An 18,705-nucleotide genomic window follows, 5' to 3' on the forward strand; every position below is an offset into this window, starting at 1 on the left:
TTCGGCGGCGCACCAGCCGGTTCGTCCGAGTGCGGTTCAGTCCCGTGACGCAGCCAGTGCGGCCGCGGCCTTCCTGCGGTAGTTGGCCAGCTTCTCCTGCGGGGCGACGGCCGCCTGCTTGCTGCGCGGCTTCACCGAGACGTCGTGCCCACCGGCGGCCCTGCGGAGCGCGCCCACTGTGGCCTGCTCGCGCGGGACGTGCGCGAAGGGGTCGAAGGAGTACCAGCGCATCGCGTTCTGGTGGGTCATCTTGTCGATCTCGGCGTCCGGCACTTCGTTGGCCGTCAGCACCTCGTGCAGTTCCTCGGGGGCGTCGGGCCACATCGAGTCGCTGTGCGGGTAGTCGGCCTCCCAGCAGATGTTGTCGACGCCGATGTCGTGGCGCAGCTTCACCCCGATGGGGTCGGAGATGAAGCAGGTGAGGAAGTGCTCGCGGAAGACCTCGGACGGCAGCTTGCCGCCGAAGTCCTGGAGCGTCCACGTGGCGTGCATCTCGAAGGTGCGGTCGATGCGGTCGAGGAAGTACGGGATCCAGCCGGTGCCGCCCTCGGACAGGGCGATCTTGACGGTGGGGTACTCCTTGAGGACGCGGGACCAGATCAGGTCGGCGGCGGCCTGGACCAGGTTGATCGGCTGGAGGGTGATCATGACGTCCGGCGGGGCGTCGGGGGCGGTGATGGCGAGGCGGCCGGAGGAGCCGATGTGCAGGTTCATCACCGTGCCGCAGTCGGTGAGGGCCCGCCATACCGGGTCCCAGTACTCGGTGTGGAAGCTGGGGTAGCCGAGCGGGACCGGGTTCTCGGGGAAGGTCAGCGAGTGGCAGCCCTTGTCGGCGACCCGGCGAATCTCCTGGGCGCACAGTTCGGCGTCCCAGATCGCGGGGAGCGCCATCGGGATGAACCGGCCGGGGTGGGCGCCGCACCACTCGTCGATGTGCCAGTCGTTGTAGGCGCGCACCAGGGCGAGGGAGAAGTCGGAGTCCTCGGTGGCGAACATCCGGGCGGAGAACCCGGGGAAGGAGGGGAAGTTCATCTGGGCCAGGACGCCTCCCGCGTTCATGTCGGCGACCCGCTCGTCCACGTCGTAGCAGCCGGGCCGGATCTCGTCCAGGCCCTGCGGTTCCATGCCGTACTCCTCCTTCGGACGGCCGGCGACCGCGTTGAGGGCGACGTTGCCGACCGAGTTGTCCCGGAACTGCCAGACGTCGGTGCCGTCGTCGCGGTGGACCATCCGCGGGGCGTCCTTCTTGTAACGGTCCGGCAGGTGGTTGGCGAAGAGGTCGGGCGGCTCGATGATGTGGTCGTCGACGCTGATGAGGATCATGTCGTCGCGGTTCATGGCGACTCTCCTTGGGCTCGGGGCGGGTTCAGTCCGAGGCGGGCAGCGCCTTGGGCGCCTTGATGGTCAGCGGCTGCCCGGCGTAGGTGAGGGGGCCGGATCCGGAGGCGGTGCACAGCAGTTCGAGGGTGTCGGCGGCGTCCACGTACCGCTTGCCGATGAGGGTGCCCGGGGCGTCGCCGGCCGGTGCCGGGGCGGGGGCCTGCGCGGCGGGGACCATGGGGCTGCCGCCGCACTCGATCGGGCCGTCCGCCTGCTGCGGGGCCCTGATGACGATGACCCGGGTGGTGCCGGTGGCGGAGGCCAGTTGGTCACCGGGGCGCGGGGTCGGTGCGGGGGACGCCATTGCGCGGATCTCCTTCCGGTAGTGCGGTCGCCGGGGACGCGGCGGTGAGCCGCTCCCCCAGCAGTTCGAGGTCGTAGGACTGGCGGGCCAGCCAGAAGCGCAGGAAGCCGGTGAGCGAGTAGCGCAGGAAGAGCGCCGCGCCGACCACCGCGGCGGTGATCCCGCCGAGGCCGATGGCGAGGGCGTCGCCCTGCGCGAGGGAGTTGTCGGTGCCGTGGGCCAGGGGGAAGGCGACGGCACCGAGCACGAGCCCCACTACCATCAGCAGCCCGCCCAGGCGGAGCCACAGGGCGGCGCGGGCGGCCGCGGGGTCCGGGATCTTCAGCTGGGCCAGTTCGCGGACGAACCGTTCCGCGCGCGGCTCCGGGGCGGGGCTGGAGGTCATGAGGCGCTCCCCAGGTAGTAGGAGGAGAGTTCGGCTTGCAGGGAGCCGTCGGGGCGCCCCTGCCAGGGGATGCGGCCGCGCGCGAGCACTGCGGCGTGGTCGGCGATCTTCAGTACGGCGGTGGCGAACTGCTCGACGACAAGGACGGCGACGCCCTGACGGGCGATGTCCGCCACCCGTTCGTACAGGTCGGCCACGATCAGCGGGGCCAGGCCCATGGAGAGTTCGTCCAGCAGCAGGACGGCGGGGTCGGTGGTGAGCCCGCGAGCGAGGGCGAGCATCTGCTGTTCGCCGCCGGAGAGGGTGCCGGCGGGTTGGGCGCGCCGGTCGGCGAGTACGGGGAAGCGTGCGTAGGCGGTGTCCTCGATCTCGTCCCGGGCGCGCCCGGCGCAGGTCATCATCCAGAGGTTGTCGCGCACCGAGAGGTTGGGGAAGACGCCCCGGCCTTCGGGCACGAGACAGACGCCGGCGCGGGCGAGGTCCACGGTGCGGGCTCCGGTGACCTCCCGGCCGCCCAGGAGGAGTCGGCCGCCGCTTGCCGGGTGGACTCCGGCGGCGACCTTCAGGGTCGTGGTCTTGCCGGCTCCGTTGGGCCCGAGCAGGGCCACGATCTGGCCGGGGCGGACGGCGAGGTCCACACCGTGCAGCACGGTGATCCCGTCGTACGCCGCGCGCACACCGCTCAGTTCGAGGAGCGGTACACCGGTGGCTCCCACGCTCACTCCTCCCCCAGGTAGGCCGCGAGCACCGTCGCGTCGTGGCGGATGCGGGCGGGCGGGCCGCTCGCGACGACGGTGCCCAGGTCGAGGACGTGGACCGTGTCGCAGACGGTCATCACCAGGCTCATGTCGTGTTCGACGAGCAGGACGGCGGTGCCCTCCGCGGCGAGGGAGCGCAGCAGGCCGGCGAAGCGGCCGGTCTCCTCGCTGTCCTGCCCGGCGGCGGGTTCGTCCAGGAGCAGGACCTTCGGTTCCAGGACGAGCGCGCGGGCGACCTCGACGAGCCGGGCGGCTCCGGTGGGCAGGGCATCGGCGGGCGCGTCGGCGAGGTCCGTCAGAGCGAGGCGGTCCAGCACCCGGTCCGCCGTACGGGCCGCGTGGCGTCGGCCGGAGCCGAGTTCGGCGGCGACGAGCAGGTTGTCCCGGACGGTGAGCCGACCGAACAGCTCCAGATGCTGGAAGGTGCGGGCCAGCCCGCGCCGGGCTCGGCGGGCCGGGCCCTCGCGGGTGACGTCGCGGCCGTCCAGCAGCACGCGGCCGGTGCCGGGTCGACGCAGTCCACAGACGACGTCGAACAACGTGCTCTTGCCCGCTCCGTTCGGTCCGATGAGCCCGGTGACGCGTCCCGCCTCGGCGTCCAGGGTCACCGTGTCCAACGCGCGGCGGCCTCCGAAGGAGACGCTCACCTCCTCAGCTCGCAGCAGTGGCACGGCTCAGCACCTCCTTGTCCTCGGGCCGCCAAGGGTGGCGAAGGCCCCACCACTCCACGGGGACATCGTGATCCCTCTTTCCGCCTGCCGAGGCGTGGGCATTGAGCGCGAGGGCGGTCACGAGGGACACGCCGAGCAGCAAACCGCCGTCGGCCGTGTCCGTGGCGGCGAGCAGCCAGCACAGGCCGAGCACGCCGAGCAGGACGGGGAACAGCGTGCGGTCGCGGGCGAGTCGTGCCCACTCGGTGTGCATCCGGGGGACGACTCCGGCCGGGCTGTGGGCGAGGCCCATGCCGGCGAGGGCGATGAGGAGCGCGGAGAGGTCGTGCGCCCACGATCCGAGCTCCGTCAACAGCTGGGTCGGGACGACGAAGGCGAGGCCGGCGAACAGGCCCGTGCCCACGGCTCCGAGCCCTCCTACGACCGCGACGAGGAAGATCGGCAGCCCGGCGACGAGACTGAACTGTTCGGCGGTGACGGTCTGGAGCTGCATGCCGTAGAGGGCCCCGCCGAGGCCCGCGAGGCCCGCCGACAGGGCGAAGACGGCGACCTTGGCGCCGAGCAGCCGCCCCCCGAGCGTGGCGAAGGCGGCCTCGCTGTCGCGCAGGGCGATCAGCCGGCGCCCGAAGCGGCCCCGGCGCAGCGCGGCCACGGCGAGCGAGGAGGCGGCGAGGAGTACGGCGGCGAGGAGCAGGAGCTGAGCGGGCGATGCCAGATGCCAGCCGAACAGGTCGGGCCCGGTAACGGCTACGGAGCCCTGGTCGAACAGGGAGATGCGGACACCGAGCACGTCGAAGGCGGGGAGGGTGAAGATCCAGCGGTCGAGGATGACGGCGAAGGCGGCGGTGCCGAGCGCCAGGTAGACGCCGGACAGACGCAGCGCGGGCACGGCGACGACCGCGCCCACGGCCCCCGCGACCAGCACGGCGACGGGCAGGGCCCACAACTCGCCGTGCGCGCCGAGGTGTCCCCACACGACGGCCCCGATCCCCGCGATCGACAGCTGGCACAGCGATATCTGTCCGGTGAAACCCGCCAATGGGACGTAGGAGAGGGCGATGATGCCCAGGGAGAAGACCGTGCCGTAGGAGATGACGGCGTCCTCGGTCAGGACGGTGACCAGGACGAGTGCGAGGACCAGGACACTGCCCGCGAAGACGAGGCTGCCGCGCGCTGTCGGCAGCGGTACTCGGACCAGTCGGCGGTCGCGTCCGCGCAACCGGCGGTGCGGGAAGGCGAGCAGGGCCAGCAGGAGCAGCAGGGCGGGGGCGGCCAGGCGCAGGCCGGGCAGGTAGTCGTTGCGCGGCAGGTAGCCGGTGAGGTAGGCCTCGAGGAGGCCGATGGCGACCGCGCCGAGGAAGGTGAGCGGCAGGCTGCGCAGCCTGCCGAAGACGGCGGCGGTGTAGGCGCTGACGATGAGCAGGGAGAGCTGCTGGGCGTCGAGCGCGACGGTGGGCGCGATGAGGATGCCGCCGACGGCGGCGAGCTGGATGCCGAGGATCCAGGCGAGGCGGGCAGCCCGCTGTGGGTCGGCTCCGTTGAGGGAGGCGAGGGCGCGGTCGTCGACCGAGGCGCGCATCTCGGTGCCGGCCCGAGTGCGGTGGAGCAGGAACCAGAGGGCGGCGGCGACGGCGACCGCGACGGCCATGGTGACCGTCTGGTGCCAGGTGACGGAGGCCGGTCCGAGGCGGATCGCCGAGCGGTCGGTGAAGAACGGGGAGAGCGGGCGGGCGGTGTTCGGGTCCCAGACCCAGCGGGCCAGGGCGATGCACCCGGTGAGCAGAGCCACGGTCATGACGAGGCGTTCCGCCTCGCCGAGAGCCTGGACCGGGCGCATCAGCACCCGCTCCACCAGCAGGCCGAAGCCGGGTGCGAGGACGAGCAGCACGGTGGCGAGGGCGATCGGCACGGGCCAGCCCCAGCCGACGGCCAGTTGCCAGTAGGAGAACGCGGCGAGCATGCCGGCCGCGCCGTGGGCGAAGTTGAAGACGCCCGCCGTGGTGTGGGTGAGTACCAGGCCGCTGCCGATCACTGCGTAGATCGCGGCGGTGCTCAGGCCCACCACCGTGAAGGCCAGGAACTGATCCATGAGTTGGAAACTAGCTTCTCCCTATTGGAGAATCAACCATCCGGACATGATACTCATCAACGAGAATCCCGTTCTCGCACGAGGCGGGCGACGAGAGAGGCGGTTCCGTTGAGTCCTACCGACGACGTGGTGGAGATCGAGCAACTGCTGGCGCGTTACGCGGTGGCCATGACCCGCGGTGACCTGGACCGGGTGCTCGGCGTGTTCACCCCGGACGGCGCCTACAGCGCGTTCGGCGACACCTATCCGCTCGACGAGTTCCCGGCGCTGATCGCCGCGGCTCCCAAGGGCCTGTTCCTCGTGGGCACGCCCGTGATCGAACTGGACGGTGACACGGCCACCGGTACGCAACCGCTGTGCTTCGTGGAGCACTCGGAGCACGCGATGCGCATCGGCTACTACAACGACACCTACATGCGCACCGGCGACGGATGGCGGCTGCGCACCCGCGCCATGACCTTCATCCGGCGCAGTGGCGACCACGACTCGGGCCGCCCGCACGCCTTCGAGCGTTCGCGTTCATGAACGTCACCGACTTCCGGCGGGAGTTGCGGGCCTGGCTGGACGGTCACGACCTGTCCGGTGCCGACCACGGCCTCGACGCCCAGGTGGCCCAGCTCGCCCGGGTGCGCCGGGCGTTGTGGGAGGCGGGGTGGATGCGGTACGGCTGGCCGCGCGAAGTGGGTGGGCTGGGCGGGCCCGATGTGCTGCGGGCCGTGCTCGGCGAGGAGGTCGCCTCCCGTGACCTGGCCGAGCCCGGCATCTGGTCGATGGTCGAGGTCCTGGTGCCCACCCTGATCGACTACGCACCGCCGGCGCTGGCCGCGGAGATGGTGCCTCGTCTGCTGCGCGGCCGGGAACAGTGGTGCCAGGGCTTCTCCGAGCCGGGCTCGGGCAGTGACCTGGCCTCGCTGTCCACGCGGGCGGTGCGCGACGGGGACGGGTGGGCGGTGTCCGGTCAGAAGGTGTGGACGAGCCTCGCCCAGTACGCGGCCCGCTGCGTACTGCTGGCCCGCACCGGCGGGCCCGGGCACGACGGCATCAGCGCCTTCTTCGTGGACATGGACTCCCCCGGCATCACCGTACGGCCGCTGCGCACGATGCACGGCGTCGACGAGTTCGCCGAGGTGTTCCTGGACGACGTACGGGTCCCGGGAGACCGGCTGCTCGGCGCACCGGGCGACGGCTGGCGTCTGGCCATGGACCTGCTGCCGCACGAGCGTTCCACCTGCTTCTGGCACCGCATCGCCCACTTGCACCGCCGCCTCGACCGGCTCCTCGCGGACGACTGCGAACCGGACGCCCACTCGCTCGGCGCCGCCTGGCTCGACCTGCACACCGCGCGCTGTCGCTCGGCGCTCACCCAGCGGACGCCGGCCCGGGCCGGTCGGCTGGGGCCGGAGACGTCCGTGGACAAGATCCTCCTCGCCACCGCCGAGCAACGGCTCTACGACACCGCGCGCGACCTGCTGCCCGGAACCGTCGAACTGTCCGACGAGGACGCGTGGCGCACGGAATACCTCTACTCGCGCGCGGCGACCATCTACGGCGGCACCGCGGAGATCCAGCGCAACATCGTCGCCCGCCGACTGCTGGACCTGGGGAAGGAGTGACCACCATGGACGCCGACGAACGGGCGCTGCTGGAAGAGGTCCTGCGCAAGACGATGACGGGGGCGTCGGGCACGGCTCTGGACGCCGCCCTGGCCGACCTCGGATGGCCCCAGATGCTGGCCGAGGAGCCCGGCACGTCGGTCCCGCTGGTCTTCCGGCTGCTCGGCGAGACGGGCTCGCACGCCTCCGTCCTCAACGACGTGGTGCTGCGCGAGACGGGCAGCCCACCGGGCTGGACGCTGCCGCTGCCGTACACGGGCGGGACATGGGTGGAGTGGGTACGGGACGACAGCGCGAACTGCGGGGCCCTGGACCCCGAACTCCCCTTGCGTCGGGCACCCGTCGGCAGCCCCGTGGCCGTGGCGGACGGACGCCGGGCGCTGGGCTGGTGGCTGCTCGGGACAGGGCGGGCGATGCTCGCGCTGGCCCGTCGGCACGTCCTGGACCGGCACCAGTTCGGCCGCCCGCTGGCCTCCTTCCAGGCACTGCGGCACCGAATGGCGGAGACCTACGTCGCTCTGGAGGGCGCCGAGGCGACGCTGACCGCGGCGGGGGACGACGACGCGTCCGCCCTGCTGGCCAAGGCCGCCGCCGGACGGGCCGCCCTCACCGCGGCCCGGCACTGTCAGCAGGCGCTCGGAGGCATCGGCTTCACCGCCGAACACGAGCTGCACCGGCATGTCAGACGTGCCCTGGTCCTGGACGGCCTGCTCGGCTCGGCCCGCGACCTGACGCGTGAGGCGGGCACGCTGCTGCTGCGCGAGGGCCGGACACCACGCCTGGTCGACCTGTGAGGAGAGCCCCGTGACCACCGACCGCTGGCACGACCTGCTCGGCTGCCTCGATCTGACCGCCCTGGACGAGCACACCTACGAGGGCCGCTCCCAACTGCTGGACTACCGGCGGCTGTTCGGCGGACAGCTCCTGGCCCAGTTCGCCCGCGCGGCGACCCTGTCCGCGACCGGCAAGGATCTGAAATCCCTGCACACCCACTTTCTGCGCGAGGGCCGTACCGGGGAGCCGGTGCGCTACGGGACGGACGTGCCGCAGCAAGGGCGCACGTTCGCGACCGTGCGGCTCACCGCGCGGCAGGAGCACGGGGTGATCGCGGTGGCGAGTGCGAGCCTGCACACCTGGGAGGACGGGCCGCACCGCCAGTCGGCCGATCCGCCCGCCGCGCTGCCCGGCCCGGAACGCCGGGTGGACCTCGGCCTGCTGCCGTGGGAGTCACGGGCGGCGACCGACCTCGACACCGAGAAGGCGGAACCACCCGTGCACGAGCTGTGGACACGCGTCCCAGAGGCACCCCGGGCCACTGTTCCCGCCCTCGTCTCGTACGCCACCGACCTCACCCCGATCGGCACCGCGCTGCGGCCGGTGGCCGGCGTCACGCAGGCCGACGCCGGCACGACGTTCGTGTCGGCGGTCACCTCGCACACCGTCTGGTTCCACCGGTCCTTCGACAGCGGACAGTGGCTCCTGCTGCGCCAGCACAGCCCGTCGGCAGCGCACGGGCGGTGCTTCGGGCGCGGCGACGTGCTGACAGAGGAGGGCCTCCTGGTCGCGTCCTACGCCCAGGAGGCCCTGCTGCGGTTCACCTGACCTCCGCCGGAGGCGCCCGGGCTCAGGGGGCGGCCACCTCCAGCACCAGCGCCGAACCCATCCCGCCCCCGGCGCACATGGCGGCGACGCCCACTCCCCCGCCCCTGCGGCGCAGTTCGTGGACGAGGGTGACGACCATGCGGGTGCCGGTCGCCGCGACCGGGTGACCGAGGGAGCAGCCGCTGCCGTTGACGTTCACGGCGTCCGGGTCGAGGCCGAGACGGTGGACGGCGGCGACGGCCACCGACGCGAAGGCCTCGTTGATCTCGAAGAGGTCGACGTCGGCAAGGGTGAGGCCGGCCCGCCGCAGCGCCTTCGGAATGGCCAGGACGGGAGTGAGGCCGGTCTCGGCGGGGTCGGCGGCGACCGAGGCCCAGGACCGGACGGTGGCCAGGGCCGGAAGACCGAGGCTCGCGTCCGCCACGGCGACCGCGGCCGCGGCGTCGTTGGCGCCGCAGGCGTTGCCGGCGGTGATGGAGAAGCCCTCGATCTCCGGATGGAGCGGCTTGAGGGCGGCGAGGCGTTCCGCGCTGGTGTCGCGGCGCGGGTGCTCGTCGGCCTCGAAGGGTCCGCGGGAGGTTTCGACGGGCACGGTCTCGTCCTTGAAGCGGCCCTCGTCCAGCGCGCGGACGGCGTTGCGGTGGGAGCGCAGCGCCCAGGCGTCCATCTCCTCGCGGGTGATGCCGGCGCGCACCGCGGTGTTCCAGCCCACGGTGACCGACATGTCGAGGTTGGGGGCGTCCGCGCGGTCCGGGTGGGACGGGGGCACCCAGGGGCCATCGACACCTCGGAAGGACAACTTGGGCGCGGTGGATGCGGAGTTGACTCCGCCGGCGAGCACGAGCCGGTCCATCCCGGCACGTACCGAGGCGGCGGCGGTCTGCACCGCCGACAGGCCGGCGGCGCAGTGCCGGTTCAGGGCGAGTCCGGGCACCTGGGTCAGGCCGGCGGTCAGCGCGGCGTGGCGGGCGATGACGCCGCCGCCGTAGTGGGACTCGGCGAGCACCACGTCGTCCACCAGGCCGGGGTCGAGGCCCTCCGCGACCGTCGTGACGATCCGGTCGGCCAGTTCGTGGGCGGTGGTGTCGCGCAGGCTGCCCTTGAAGGCGGTGCCGATGGGGGTGCGCAGGGCGGCGACGAGTACGGCTTCAGGCATCGCTGGTCTCCTCCGGTTCGGCGAGCTCGGCAACGAGGGTGCGGCGCAGCAGCTTGCCCGTGGCGGTGCGGGGCAGTTCGGAGCGGAAGACGACGGTGTCCGGGGTCTTCGACGACCGCAGGCGCCCCTTGGCGAAGGACCGGATCTCCTCCGGGTCCCCCGCGCCGACGAGCACCGCGACCAGCCGCTGGCCCCATTCCGGGTCAGGCAGTCCGAGCACGGCGGCTTCCTGGATCCCCGGGTACTGGAGCAGGACGTCCTCGATCTCGGCGGGCGCGATGTTCTCCCCACCCCGGATGATGGTGTCGTCCGCGCGGCCTTCGAGGAACAGGTAGCCCTCCTTGTCCAGCCGGCCGCGGTCCCGGGTTGCGAACCATCCGTCCCCGCCGGGGCCGCCCGCGCCCTCGTACTCGCCCGAGATCTGGGCGCCGCGCACGAAGACGAGCCCCGTCTCTCCAGGGCCCAGCGACGTTCCGTCCTCGTCGCGGATCTCGACCTCGACACCGGGCAGCGCACGCCCCACCGAGCCCAGCCGCGCACGCACCTCGGGGTCGTCCGAGGCGACCGCCTGCCAGTGGTCGTCGGGACCCAGCACACACACGGAGGAGGCAGTCTCCGTCAGCCCGTAGGCATTGACGAAGCCGGTGTCCGGGAACTGCCGCAGGGCACGCTCCACCACCGGCCGGGGACAGCGCGCGCCGCCGTAGGCGAGGTTCCGCAGCGTGGGCACGTCCGCCCGCGCGTCCCCCAGCTCGGTGGTCACCCGCGCCAGCATGGTCGGTACGACCATGGCGTGACTGACGCCCTCGCGCCGCACGGTCGCCAGCCATTCGGCCGGCTGGAAGACGGCCTGGTAGACGACGCGGCGACCGGCGTACAGGTTCGTGAGCAGGTTCATCAGGCCGGCGACATGGTACGGCGGGAGCGCCACCAGACTGGCGTCGTTCGGGTCGGCCACCCCGAAGTCCTGGGTGTTGAAGACGTAGGCGAGCAGGTGGCGGTGACGGAGCAGGGCCGCCTTCGGGGCGGCGGTGGTGCCACTGGTGTAGAGGATCACCGCGATGGCGTCCTGGTCCTGCGGCGCGGGCGACCACTCGGCGTCGCCGGGGTCCGCGAGCAGCCCGTCGAGGTCGGCCGGGTTCAGCACCTCGGCGCCAGGGTGCCGTTCGATCAGCGCGGCCGACTGCTCCTCGGCGAGACGGTAGTTGAGGGGGACGAAGGGGACCCCGGCCAGTGCGGCGCCGAACAGGGCGACCGGGTAGGCCAGGTGGTTCGCTCCCAGGTAGAGGACGGCGGTGCGGCCACGGAAGCGTTCGGCCGCGTGGTGCGCGAGGCGTTGGAGTTCGGAGGCGGAGATCGTGCGGTCGCCTGCGGTGACGGCCGGCCGGTCTTCCGCCGAGGCTGCCATTTCCAGGATCACGGCTATGTTCATGAGAATGACATTCTCCTACACTCAGATCCATACTCGCAAGGGAGGGGAATGCCGTGCGCATCGACGATTGTGCTGCCCTGGTGGTGGGCGGAGCGGGCGGGCTGGGCGAGGCGACGGTCCGGCGCCTGCACGCGGCGGGCGCCCGGGTCGTGGTCGCGGATCTCGCCGACGACAAGGGCAAGGCCCTGGAGGCGGAACTGGGGGTGCGCTACGTCCGTACCGACGCGACGGACGAGGACTCCGTCCGGGTCGCGGTCGACGAGGCCGCAAGGACCGGCCCGCTCCGCATCGCGGTGGACTGCCACGGCGGGCCCGCGAGCGGCGGGCGGCTCGTCGGCAAGGACGGCTCCGCCCTGGGGCTGGAAGGCTTCCGCACGACCGTCGACGTCTATCTGACCGGAGTCTTCAACATACTCCGGCTCGCCGCCGAGGCCATCGGACGCACGGCACCCTTCGACGACGACGGCGGACGCGGCGTCATCGTCACCACGTCGTCCATCGCGGCGTACGAGGGACAGGTCGGCCAGCTTCCCTACGCGGCGGCGAAGGGTGGCGTGTCGGCGATGACCCTGGTCGCGGCCCGCGACCTGTCCCCCCTCGGCATCCGCGTCGTCACCGTCGCCCCCGGCACCGTCCTCACCCCGGCCTACGGCAAGGCGGGCGACCAGTTGGAAGCGTACTGGGGGCCTCAGGTGCCGCACCCGCGGCGGATGGGACGGCCCGAGGAGTACGCCGCACTGGTGCAGCACCTGTGCGAGAACGACTACCTCAATGGTGAAGTGGTGCGCCTGGACGGCGGGTTGCGGTTCCCGACCAAATAGCTCTCGAGAACCCCGGTCCGGCTCGTTCATGCGGCCCGTGCATCACGGTTCCAGTGTCCCGAAAGCGGGACGGGTCCGCGGTCGGGAAGGACACGGGTCTGGGCACAGCTGCCGGCTTCGTACGCGCGATGATGCACTTGACCGAAGGAGATATCTGCTGCTTCCTCCCCGAGGAACAGTCGCAGCAGCCATCCGGCCCCGCCGCCTCCGGTGGCGGCCGCGGCGGCGTAGAGCAAGCGTGCGTGATCATTGCGGACCCTGCCGAAGCGCGTGCTCGGGGTGCCCTCGAAGCGCCGGAAGACGGTCTCCGCGCAGGAGGCCGGAATCCGCGCAGGTACCTCGCAACCCTCGAGTGGCTCGCCGCTGCGCAACCGGCGCAGGCAGGCGTTCAGGGCCTTCACCCTGGGCCCGCCGCCGACCGCGCCGAAGGCCCACGGCCGTGAACCGGACGGTCGTTTCTGGGATGGATGCCGCAGGTCGAGGCCGTCTGAGGTAAGGCATGGGGGCGGCCACGACGCAAAACCCGTGGCCGCCCTGACTGTGCCAAATCCGTTGTGAATTTTCGCGGTGAGTTTCAGTGACCGAAGCAGACCAGCGCCTCACTCACGACAGGGAAATGGCTTTCAGCAAGCCGCGTCGACGGAGCTCAGCTTGTTGTCGTGGCTGGGGTTCAGGTCGCCCTTGAACCACCCCGGCATGGTTCCCAGCCGCCCGGTGTAGGTGCCGTCGTAAAGGATGACGGGGGTCGGGGTCCTGTTCCAGGCCGAGGTCGACTTGCCGTCCAGGTAACCGGGAAGATGGTGCCGTCCACAGCTGGGGACGACCCAGAAGAGCCCTTCGCCCTGGTAGTGCTGGAAGAAGCACGTACCCGCCCCACAACGGTCGTAGGCGGCCTGCGCGATGCTGTCACCGCTGGTTCCAGTCACCCTGTACAGTCCCTCGACCCCGGCAACTTCGGTGAAGCGGGTCTCGGACGCGCTTGCGACGTTCGGTCCGGCAAGTGTCGCTGCGAGCGCAGCGACACCGGCGAACACGGCTAGCAGTTTTCGCATGGATGTTCCTCTTCTTGTCGGGAGTGTTGTTCTGATGCTCATGTGGCGCAGCACTCCTGTTGTGACCAGTTGGGCAAAGGGCGGCAGGCACGGGGCCGGCGCGCCCATGTTCCCCTTTGCGCCCTCACATGGTGGCGCGCTCCGCTGGCCGCGAGTTGGCGATGCGTGCGGCGATACTTGTTGCTCGATGCGGCTCACTGCGCCTTCGCCCGAATGCGCAGCGCTGACTTCCGGAACTCTCTGGGGGCCACGCCGTACGCGGCTCGGAATGCGCGACTGAAGTCCGCCGGGCGCAGAAAACCCCACCGCGCGGCGATGGCGCTGATCGAGTGCCGCTGCAGTCGTCGATCGGTGAGGTCGGCGTAGCAGCGTTCCAGACGGCGCCGGCGTATCGATGCTGCCACAGTCTCCCCCTGCTGCTGAAAGAGCGTGTGCAGGGAGCGCACGGAGATGTGGTGGTGTTCCGCGATCCCCGACGGCCCCAGGTCCGGATCACCGAGATTGTGGTCGATGAAGGCGTTGACACGCGCCAGCACGGCCTGCTGGCGGGTCTCGGCCGGAAGGTCGTCGTAAGCTCCGAGGCACTGGGCCAAGCATGCGCCCGCCAGGTCGAGCACCGTGCTCCCTAATCGGCTCAGATCACGCGGGTCGCAGTCGGGGCCGTAGGTGTCCAATGTGGTCATGAACCGGGCGAGGATCGCACCCATACCGGTGCGGGCCGACAAGGGCTGGGCGAGCAGCCTGTGGACCTTGTCCAGTGGAAGCGGCAGTTCCTCGCGTGGCAACTGCACTATGACCACCTGGGCATGGCGGCCTTTGTCAGGCACCGCTCCCTCGAACGGGTACGAGATGTCGAAAAGCACCATGTCGTCGAGCACCAGTCCGGAGTCCTGACGCTGCTGGCTGACCCACAGCGGGCTGCCGGAAACGAAGGTCAGCTGGTACGTACCCGGGTCAGCTCGCTGGATGTCCACCCGGGTGCGTTTGATGTGGCCGGGTGGGGTGTCGAACGCGGCCACACGTACCGAGCCGAGGTCCAGCACCGAGGCCCGTGCGGGAAAGTCCTCTGCGGCGCTCGCGCCGCTCAGGGTGAGTGGTGCCAGTTCGCGGGAAACTAACTCGGCCCAAAAAGGCAACTGCTCCTTCGCGGGCAGTTCCTCATTCGATACGTTCAACCACATGACACATCCCCGGAATCACAGTACCGACAATGATGTAACTGACCTCCGGCCGATTGAGCCAGAGCACACCACGTTGGATAAGTCCTAGTCGGACGACCGGTTGAGGCGCGGCTCCACCTGGCCAACGGCAGATCTGCGGTCGGACATGACCACGTGACCAGCGGGGTGGGCCGACAAGACAGCGGGCAGTCACCGGTTGCGCTGCTGCGAGCCTCGGATCAGACGGCATCCCCGTGTTCGCCGAGCTGTGGCGGCGCCCCGTACTCCGGTTCGTATCCGGCGATACGAACCGGGCTGCCGATCAGCCGGTGGCCGCCCGCCTCCACCACCGCGCCGGGTGCCTCGGCGAGGGCCTCGGGCAGGGTGCGCACGGCGGCGGCGGGCACGAGCAGCGGGCGCAGCCGGGCCTCCCAGCCCACCGCCGTGTCCGCGGCGAGGGCCTTCGTCACCGCGGCGACCACCTCGTCGCGGTGGGCCGCGCGCTCGGCCATCGTGGTGTGGCCCTCGATGCCCGCCTCGGTCGCGAACGCGCGCCAGAAGCCGTCGTGGGTGATGAACAGGGCCAGGTGGCCGTCGGCGGTCGGGAAGAGCTGTGCGGGGACGTAGTAGGCGTGGGCCCCGCCGAGACGGCGCGGTGCCGCGCCGTCGTTGAGCCAGGCGGACGCGTGGTAGTTGAGCTGGGAGAGCATCACGTCCCGGAGGGAGACGTCGACCTGGCCGCCCCGCCCGGAGACGACCTGCGCCAGCAGGCCGAGGGCGGCGGCGAGGCCTGCCGAGTTGTCCGCGGAGGAGTAGCCCGGCAGCTGGGGCGGGCCGTCGGGCTCGCCCGTGAGCGCGGCGATGCCGGTGGCGGCCTGGACGACGTAGTCGAAAGCTGGTTCGTCACCCGCGTCCATGCCCCAGCCGGTGAGCGCTACACACACCAGCCGCTCGTTCCAGGGCTTCAGACTCTCGTAGGTGAGGCCGTAGCGGCGAATGGCGGACGGTTTGAGGTTGACCAGGAGTGCGTCGGCGCCCCGCACGAGCTCGTGCAGCCGTCCCTGCCCCTCCGGTGTGGCCAGGTCCAGGCGAACGGAGCGCTTGCCCCGGTTGAGGCTGGCGAAGTAGGCGTCCGAGACCCGGCGGGACAGGTCGCCACCCGGCGGTTCGATCTTGGTGACCTGTGCGCCGAGGTCGGCCAGCAGCATCGTGGCGTACGGGCCGGCCAGGATGTGCCCGACCTCCAGGACGCGCAGCCCGGACAGCGGGCCCGGCCCGCTCACCGGAAGTCCGCGGCGATCGCCGCCACCGCGTCCCGGGTGCGGAGCTTGGAGGCGACCAACTCCTCCCGCCCGCTGCCGATGGGCAGCAGGCGCACGGACAGATCGGTCACGCCCGCGTCGGCGAACCGCCTGAAGCGGGCCCTGATGGCCGCCTCGTCGCCGGCCGCGCACAGGTCGCCGACGTCGCGCGCGTCACCGTACTCCAGCAGGCGCTGGTAGTTCGGGGACACCTCGGCCTCGCCGAGGATGCGGTTGGCGCGTTCCCTGGCCGCGTCGACCTCGTGCGGCGCGCACAGGCAGACCGGGATGCCGGCCACGACGCGGGGGGCCGGGCGGCCCGCCTCCTGCGCCGCCTTGGTGATGGTCGGGACGACGTGGTCGGCCACCGACCGCTCGTCCGCCATCCACAGCACGGTTCCGTCGGTCAGCGCTCCCGCGATCCGCAGCATCACCGGCCCCAGTGCGGCCAGCAGGACCGGCAGGGTGGAGACCGGGGCGAGGGTGAGCGGGTTGTGGACGCGGAAGACGTCGTTCTCGACATCCACCGACGTCGCTCCGCCGACGGCCGCGTTCAGTACTTCCAGGTAGGCGCGGGTGTACGCGGCCGGCTTCTCGTAGGGGATGCCGAGCATGTCGCGCACGATCCAGTGGTGGGAGGCGCCGACGCCGAGTGCGAGCCGCCCGCCGGCCGCCGCGTGGGCGGACATGGCCTGACGGGCCAGGGCGACGGGGTGCTGGGCGTGTACGGGGACGACCGCCGTGCCCAGTTCGACACGTGACGTGGCCTGCCCCATCAGGGCGACGGCCGTCAGGGCGTCGAAGTCGGTGGGCACCTGCGGCACCCACACCGTGTCGAACCCGGCCTCCTCCGCCCAGCGGGCGTCGTCGACCATGCGGTCCGCCTTGTAGGCGGCGTCGCCCCGTTCGGGGCCGCTCATCACTCCGACTCGCATGTCATTCCTCTGTCATCGAAAGAGCCTCGGGCGTGGAGGTCAGGGCGCGGACACCGGCCACGACGGCGTCCAGTGCCGTGCCGGTGGGGAACACGGCGGCGGCCCCGGCCTCGTACAGCCGGTCCACGTCCCCGGCGGGGATGGTGCCGCCGACCACGACGGGGACGTCCTCGGCGCCGACCGCGCGAAGTGCCTGGACCGTGCGGCGGGTCAGCGCTAGGTGGGCGCCGGACAGAATGGACAGCCCGACCAGGGCGACGTCCTCCTGTACGGCGGTGGCGGCGATGTCGTCGACACGGCGGCGGATACCGGTGAACACCACCTCGAACCCGGCGTCCCGCAGTCCCCGCGCGACGAGTTTCGCCCCCCTGTCGTGCCCGTCGAGCCCGGGCTTGGCGACGAGGACCCGTACCGGTGGCGCCATCAGAACACCACCGGCTGCCGGAACTCGCCCCACACCTCGCGCAGGGCGCCGGCCGTCTCGCCCACCGTGCAGTAGGCGTTGGCACAGTCGATCAAGGGGTCCATCAGGTTGCTGTCTCCTTCGGCGGCGCGTTTCAGGTCGGCGAGACGGGCGCGGACGTCGGCGGTGCTGCGTTCGGCCTTGATCCGGGCAAGCCGCTTGAGCTGCCGCTCCCGGCCCTCGGCGTCGAGTTCGTAGGTGGCGAGGTCGGGCGGGGGCTCCTCGGTGGTGAAGCGGTTGACACCGACCACCGGCCGCTCCCCCGAGTCGACCTCGCGGTGCAGCCGCCACGCCTCGTCGGCGATGAGGGTCTGGAGGTAGCCGTCCTCGATGCAGCGGACCATGCCGCCGTGTGCCTCCAGGTCGGCCATGATCCGCTCGATGCGTTCCTCGGTGGCGTCGGTGAGCGCCTCGACGAAGTAGGAGCCGCCCAGCGGGTCGGCGACCCGTGTCACGCCCGTCTCGTGGGCGAGGATCTGCTGGGTGCGCAGCGCGAGGGTGGCCGACTCCTCGCTGGGCAGGGCGAACGGCTCGTCCCAGGCGGCGGTGAACATCGACTGCACGCCGCCGAGGACGGAGGCGAGCGCCTCGTAGGCGACACGGACGGTGTTGTTGCGGGCCTGGGGCGCGTAGAGTGAGGCCCCGCCCGCCACGCAGCCGAAGCGGAACATGCACGCCTTGTCGGTCTTCGCCCCGAACCGCTCCCGTACGATCGTGGCCCAACGCCTGCGTCCGGCACGGTACTTGGCTACCTCCTCGAAGAAGTCCCCGTGCGTGTAGAAGAAGAAGGAGATCTGCGGGGCGAATTCGTCGATGGTCATGCGGCCGCGCTCGAGGACGGTCTCGCAGTACGTCACCCCGTCGGCGAGGGTGAACGCCATCTCCTGCACGGCGTTCGCGCCCGCGTCCCTGAAATGCGCCCCGGCGACCGAGATGGCGTTGAAACGGGGCACCCGGGCGGCGCAGAACTCGATGGTGTCCGCGATGAGCCTGAGCGACGGCTCGGGCGGCCAGATCCAGGTACCGCGGGAGGCGTACTCCTTGAGCACGTCGTTCTGGATGGTGCCGGTCAGTTTCGCGCGCGGGATGCCGCGCTTCTCGGCGGCGGCGACGTAAAAGGCGAGCAGGACGGCGGCGGTGCCGTTGATGGTGAAGCTGGTGCTGATGCGGTCCAGGGGGATCGCGTCGAAGAGGATCTCGGCGTCGGCGAGGGTGTCGAGGGCCACACCGACGCGTCCGACCTCGTCCGCGTACTCCGGGTCGTCGGAGTCGTACCCGCACTGTGTGGGCAGGTCGAGTGCCACCGACAGCCCCGTACCGCCCTGGTCCAGGAGGTAGCGGTAGCGGCGGTTGGACTCCTCCGCGGTGCCGAAGCCGGAGTACTGGCGCAAGGTCCAGGTACGGCCCCGGTACCCCGTGGGGTAATTGCCGCGGGTGAAGGGGAAGGCACCGGGGGGCGGAGGATCAAAGGACCGGTCCTCGGGGCCGTAAAGGGGTTTCAGCGGGATGCCGGAGGCGGTGCGGGCGTCGTCGGTCATGGCGAGGCGTCGTCCTTGTGTGAGGTGTGGCGGGCCCGGGTGTTC

19 protein-coding genes are annotated in these 18,705 nt (G+C 71.5%); 5 read left to right on the forward strand and 14 right to left on the reverse strand.

The annotated features are described in order from the left end of the window. Positions 1-36: 36 nt before the first annotated feature. From ACP4J0_RS08910 to ACP4J0_RS08935, 6 genes are read right to left on the reverse strand one after another with little or no spacing between them, the layout of a single operon-like run. Entirely contained in the window at positions 37-1,338 is a 1,302-nt protein-coding gene (locus ACP4J0_RS08910) for an amidohydrolase family protein (RefSeq protein ID WP_426598073.1), read from the reverse strand. A gap of 28 nt (positions 1,339-1,366) precedes the next feature. Beyond that, positions 1,367-1,684, reverse strand: a complete 318-nt coding sequence (locus tag ACP4J0_RS08915; RefSeq protein WP_426598074.1) for a hypothetical protein — start codon at positions 1,682-1,684, stop codon at positions 1,367-1,369. Continuing rightward, positions 1,650-2,069 (reverse strand): hypothetical protein, encoded by a 420-nt coding sequence (locus ACP4J0_RS08920; protein ID WP_426598075.1) that lies wholly within the window; start codon positions 2,067-2,069, stop codon positions 1,650-1,652. The genes ACP4J0_RS08915 and ACP4J0_RS08920 overlap by 35 nt, the downstream gene beginning before the upstream one ends. Beyond that, positions 2,066-2,785, reverse strand: a complete 720-nt coding sequence (locus tag ACP4J0_RS08925; RefSeq protein WP_426598076.1) for an ABC transporter ATP-binding protein — start codon at positions 2,783-2,785, stop codon at positions 2,066-2,068. The genes ACP4J0_RS08920 and ACP4J0_RS08925 overlap by 4 nt, the downstream gene beginning before the upstream one ends. 2 nt (positions 2,786-2,787) lie before the next feature. Then, complete coding sequence (locus tag ACP4J0_RS08930; RefSeq protein WP_426598077.1) at positions 2,788-3,498, reverse strand: ABC transporter ATP-binding protein; 711 nt, start codon at positions 3,496-3,498, stop codon at positions 2,788-2,790. Next, positions 3,479-5,587: an ABC transporter permease subunit gene (locus ACP4J0_RS08935; protein WP_426598078.1), complete on the reverse strand. Its 2,109-nt coding sequence runs from the start codon at positions 5,585-5,587 to the stop codon at positions 3,479-3,481. Before ACP4J0_RS08935 ends, ACP4J0_RS08930 begins: the two co-directional genes overlap by 20 nt. Positions 5,588-5,695: 108 nt before the next feature. Here ACP4J0_RS08935 and ACP4J0_RS08940 point away from each other — a divergent pair, with 108 nt between their 5' ends. Genes ACP4J0_RS08940 through ACP4J0_RS08955 form a run of 4 tightly spaced genes read left to right on the forward strand, consistent with a single transcriptional unit; the run spans position 5,696 to position 8,802 of the window. Beyond that, positions 5,696-6,112, forward strand: coding sequence for a nuclear transport factor 2 family protein (locus ACP4J0_RS08940; protein WP_426598079.1), 417 nt, complete (start codon positions 5,696-5,698; stop codon positions 6,110-6,112). Further along, positions 6,109-7,200, forward strand: a complete 1,092-nt coding sequence (locus ACP4J0_RS08945) for an acyl-CoA dehydrogenase family protein (RefSeq protein ID WP_426598080.1) — start codon at positions 6,109-6,111, stop codon at positions 7,198-7,200. Before ACP4J0_RS08940 ends, ACP4J0_RS08945 begins: the two co-directional genes overlap by 4 nt. Positions 7,201-7,205: 5 nt before the next feature. Further along, on the forward strand, positions 7,206-7,994 hold the full coding sequence (locus ACP4J0_RS08950; RefSeq protein ID WP_426598081.1) for an acyl-CoA dehydrogenase family protein: 789 nt from the start codon (positions 7,206-7,208) through the stop codon (positions 7,992-7,994). Between the two features lie 10 nt (positions 7,995-8,004). Then, positions 8,005-8,802, forward strand: coding sequence for an acyl-CoA thioesterase (locus ACP4J0_RS08955; RefSeq protein ID WP_426598082.1), 798 nt, complete (start codon positions 8,005-8,007; stop codon positions 8,800-8,802). A 22-nt stretch (positions 8,803-8,824) separates the two neighbouring features. On the opposite strand, the gene ACP4J0_RS08960 is transcribed toward ACP4J0_RS08955, so the two are convergent. Together ACP4J0_RS08960 and ACP4J0_RS08965 are read right to left on the reverse strand one after the other, a co-directional pair. Further along, positions 8,825-9,958 carry a thiolase family protein gene (locus tag ACP4J0_RS08960; RefSeq protein ID WP_426598083.1) on the reverse strand — a complete coding sequence of 378 codons (1,134 nt, stop codon included), beginning with the start codon at positions 9,956-9,958 and terminating at the stop codon, positions 8,825-8,827. Continuing rightward, positions 9,951-11,390 carry a class I adenylate-forming enzyme family protein gene (locus ACP4J0_RS08965; RefSeq protein ID WP_426598084.1) on the reverse strand — a complete coding sequence of 480 codons (1,440 nt, stop codon included), beginning with the start codon at positions 11,388-11,390 and terminating at the stop codon, positions 9,951-9,953. The genes ACP4J0_RS08960 and ACP4J0_RS08965 overlap by 8 nt, the downstream gene beginning before the upstream one ends. A 53-nt stretch (positions 11,391-11,443) precedes the next feature. On the opposite strand from ACP4J0_RS08965, the gene ACP4J0_RS08970 reads away from it, so the two are divergent. Beyond that, positions 11,444-12,211 carry an SDR family oxidoreductase gene (locus tag ACP4J0_RS08970; protein WP_426598085.1) on the forward strand — a complete coding sequence of 256 codons (768 nt, stop codon included), beginning with the start codon at positions 11,444-11,446 and terminating at the stop codon, positions 12,209-12,211. A 623-nt stretch (positions 12,212-12,834) separates the two neighbouring features. Here the strand turns inward: ACP4J0_RS08970 and ACP4J0_RS08975 are convergent. The 6 genes from ACP4J0_RS08975 to ACP4J0_RS09000 form a co-directional block, all read right to left on the reverse strand. Continuing rightward, a complete protein-coding gene (locus ACP4J0_RS08975; RefSeq protein WP_426598086.1) occupies positions 12,835-13,137 on the reverse strand; it encodes a peptidase inhibitor family I36 protein in 303 nt (100 codons plus the stop codon). Positions 13,138-13,457: 320 nt separating this feature from the next. Continuing rightward, positions 13,458-14,444, reverse strand: a complete 987-nt coding sequence (locus tag ACP4J0_RS08980; protein WP_426598087.1) for a helix-turn-helix domain-containing protein — start codon at positions 14,442-14,444, stop codon at positions 13,458-13,460. Positions 14,445-14,662: 218 nt separating this feature from the next. Further along, positions 14,663-15,706: a CaiB/BaiF CoA transferase family protein gene (locus tag ACP4J0_RS08985; protein ID WP_426598088.1), complete on the reverse strand. Its 1,044-nt coding sequence runs from the start codon at positions 15,704-15,706 to the stop codon at positions 14,663-14,665. After that, positions 15,703-16,659 carry a TIGR03564 family F420-dependent LLM class oxidoreductase gene (locus ACP4J0_RS08990; RefSeq protein ID WP_426598089.1) on the reverse strand — a complete coding sequence of 319 codons (957 nt, stop codon included), beginning with the start codon at positions 16,657-16,659 and terminating at the stop codon, positions 15,703-15,705. The genes ACP4J0_RS08985 and ACP4J0_RS08990 overlap by 4 nt, the downstream gene beginning before the upstream one ends. Position 16,660: 1 nt before the next feature. Beyond that, the gene (locus tag ACP4J0_RS08995) at positions 16,661-17,083 is read right to left on the reverse strand and encodes a cobalamin B12-binding domain-containing protein (RefSeq protein WP_426598090.1); all 423 of its coding nucleotides are present in this window, start codon (positions 17,081-17,083) and stop codon (positions 16,661-16,663) included. Next, positions 17,083-18,660: a methylmalonyl-CoA mutase family protein gene (locus ACP4J0_RS09000; RefSeq protein ID WP_426598091.1), complete on the reverse strand. Its 1,578-nt coding sequence runs from the start codon at positions 18,658-18,660 to the stop codon at positions 17,083-17,085. Before ACP4J0_RS09000 ends, ACP4J0_RS08995 begins: the two co-directional genes overlap by 1 nt. Positions 18,661-18,705: the final 45 nt, after the last annotated feature.

Source organism: Streptomyces sp. WG7 (genome assembly GCF_049975785.1).
GTDB lineage: Bacteria > Actinomycetota > Actinomycetes > Streptomycetales > Streptomycetaceae > Streptomyces.

Coding starts and splice junctions, on each gene's coding strand:
- ACP4J0_RS08910 (WP_426598073.1), bottom strand. CDS start 1,338: ATGAACCGCGACGACATGATCCTCATCAGCGTCGACGACCACATCATC.
- ACP4J0_RS08915 (WP_426598074.1), bottom strand. CDS start 1,684: ATGGCGTCCCCCGCACCGACCCCGCGCCCCGGTGACCAACTGGCCTCC.
- ACP4J0_RS08920 (WP_426598075.1), bottom strand. CDS start 2,069: ATGACCTCCAGCCCCGCCCCGGAGCCGCGCGCGGAACGGTTCGTCCGC.
- ACP4J0_RS08935 (WP_426598078.1), bottom strand. CDS start 5,587: ATGGATCAGTTCCTGGCCTTCACGGTGGTGGGCCTGAGCACCGCCGCG.
- ACP4J0_RS08945 (WP_426598080.1), top strand. CDS start 6,109: ATGAACGTCACCGACTTCCGGCGGGAGTTGCGGGCCTGGCTGGACGGT.
- ACP4J0_RS08950 (WP_426598081.1), top strand. CDS start 7,206: ATGGACGCCGACGAACGGGCGCTGCTGGAAGAGGTCCTGCGCAAGACG.
- ACP4J0_RS08960 (WP_426598083.1), bottom strand. CDS start 9,958: ATGCCTGAAGCCGTACTCGTCGCCGCCCTGCGCACCCCCATCGGCACC.
- ACP4J0_RS08965 (WP_426598084.1), bottom strand. CDS start 11,390: ATGAACATAGCCGTGATCCTGGAAATGGCAGCCTCGGCGGAAGACCGG.
- ACP4J0_RS08980 (WP_426598087.1), bottom strand. CDS start 14,444: ATGTGGTTGAACGTATCGAATGAGGAACTGCCCGCGAAGGAGCAGTTG.
- ACP4J0_RS08990 (WP_426598089.1), bottom strand. CDS start 16,659: ATGCGAGTCGGAGTGATGAGCGGCCCCGAACGGGGCGACGCCGCCTAC.
- ACP4J0_RS08995 (WP_426598090.1), bottom strand. CDS start 17,083: ATGGCGCCACCGGTACGGGTCCTCGTCGCCAAGCCCGGGCTCGACGGG.
- ACP4J0_RS09000 (WP_426598091.1), bottom strand. CDS start 18,660: ATGACCGACGACGCCCGCACCGCCTCCGGCATCCCGCTGAAACCCCTT.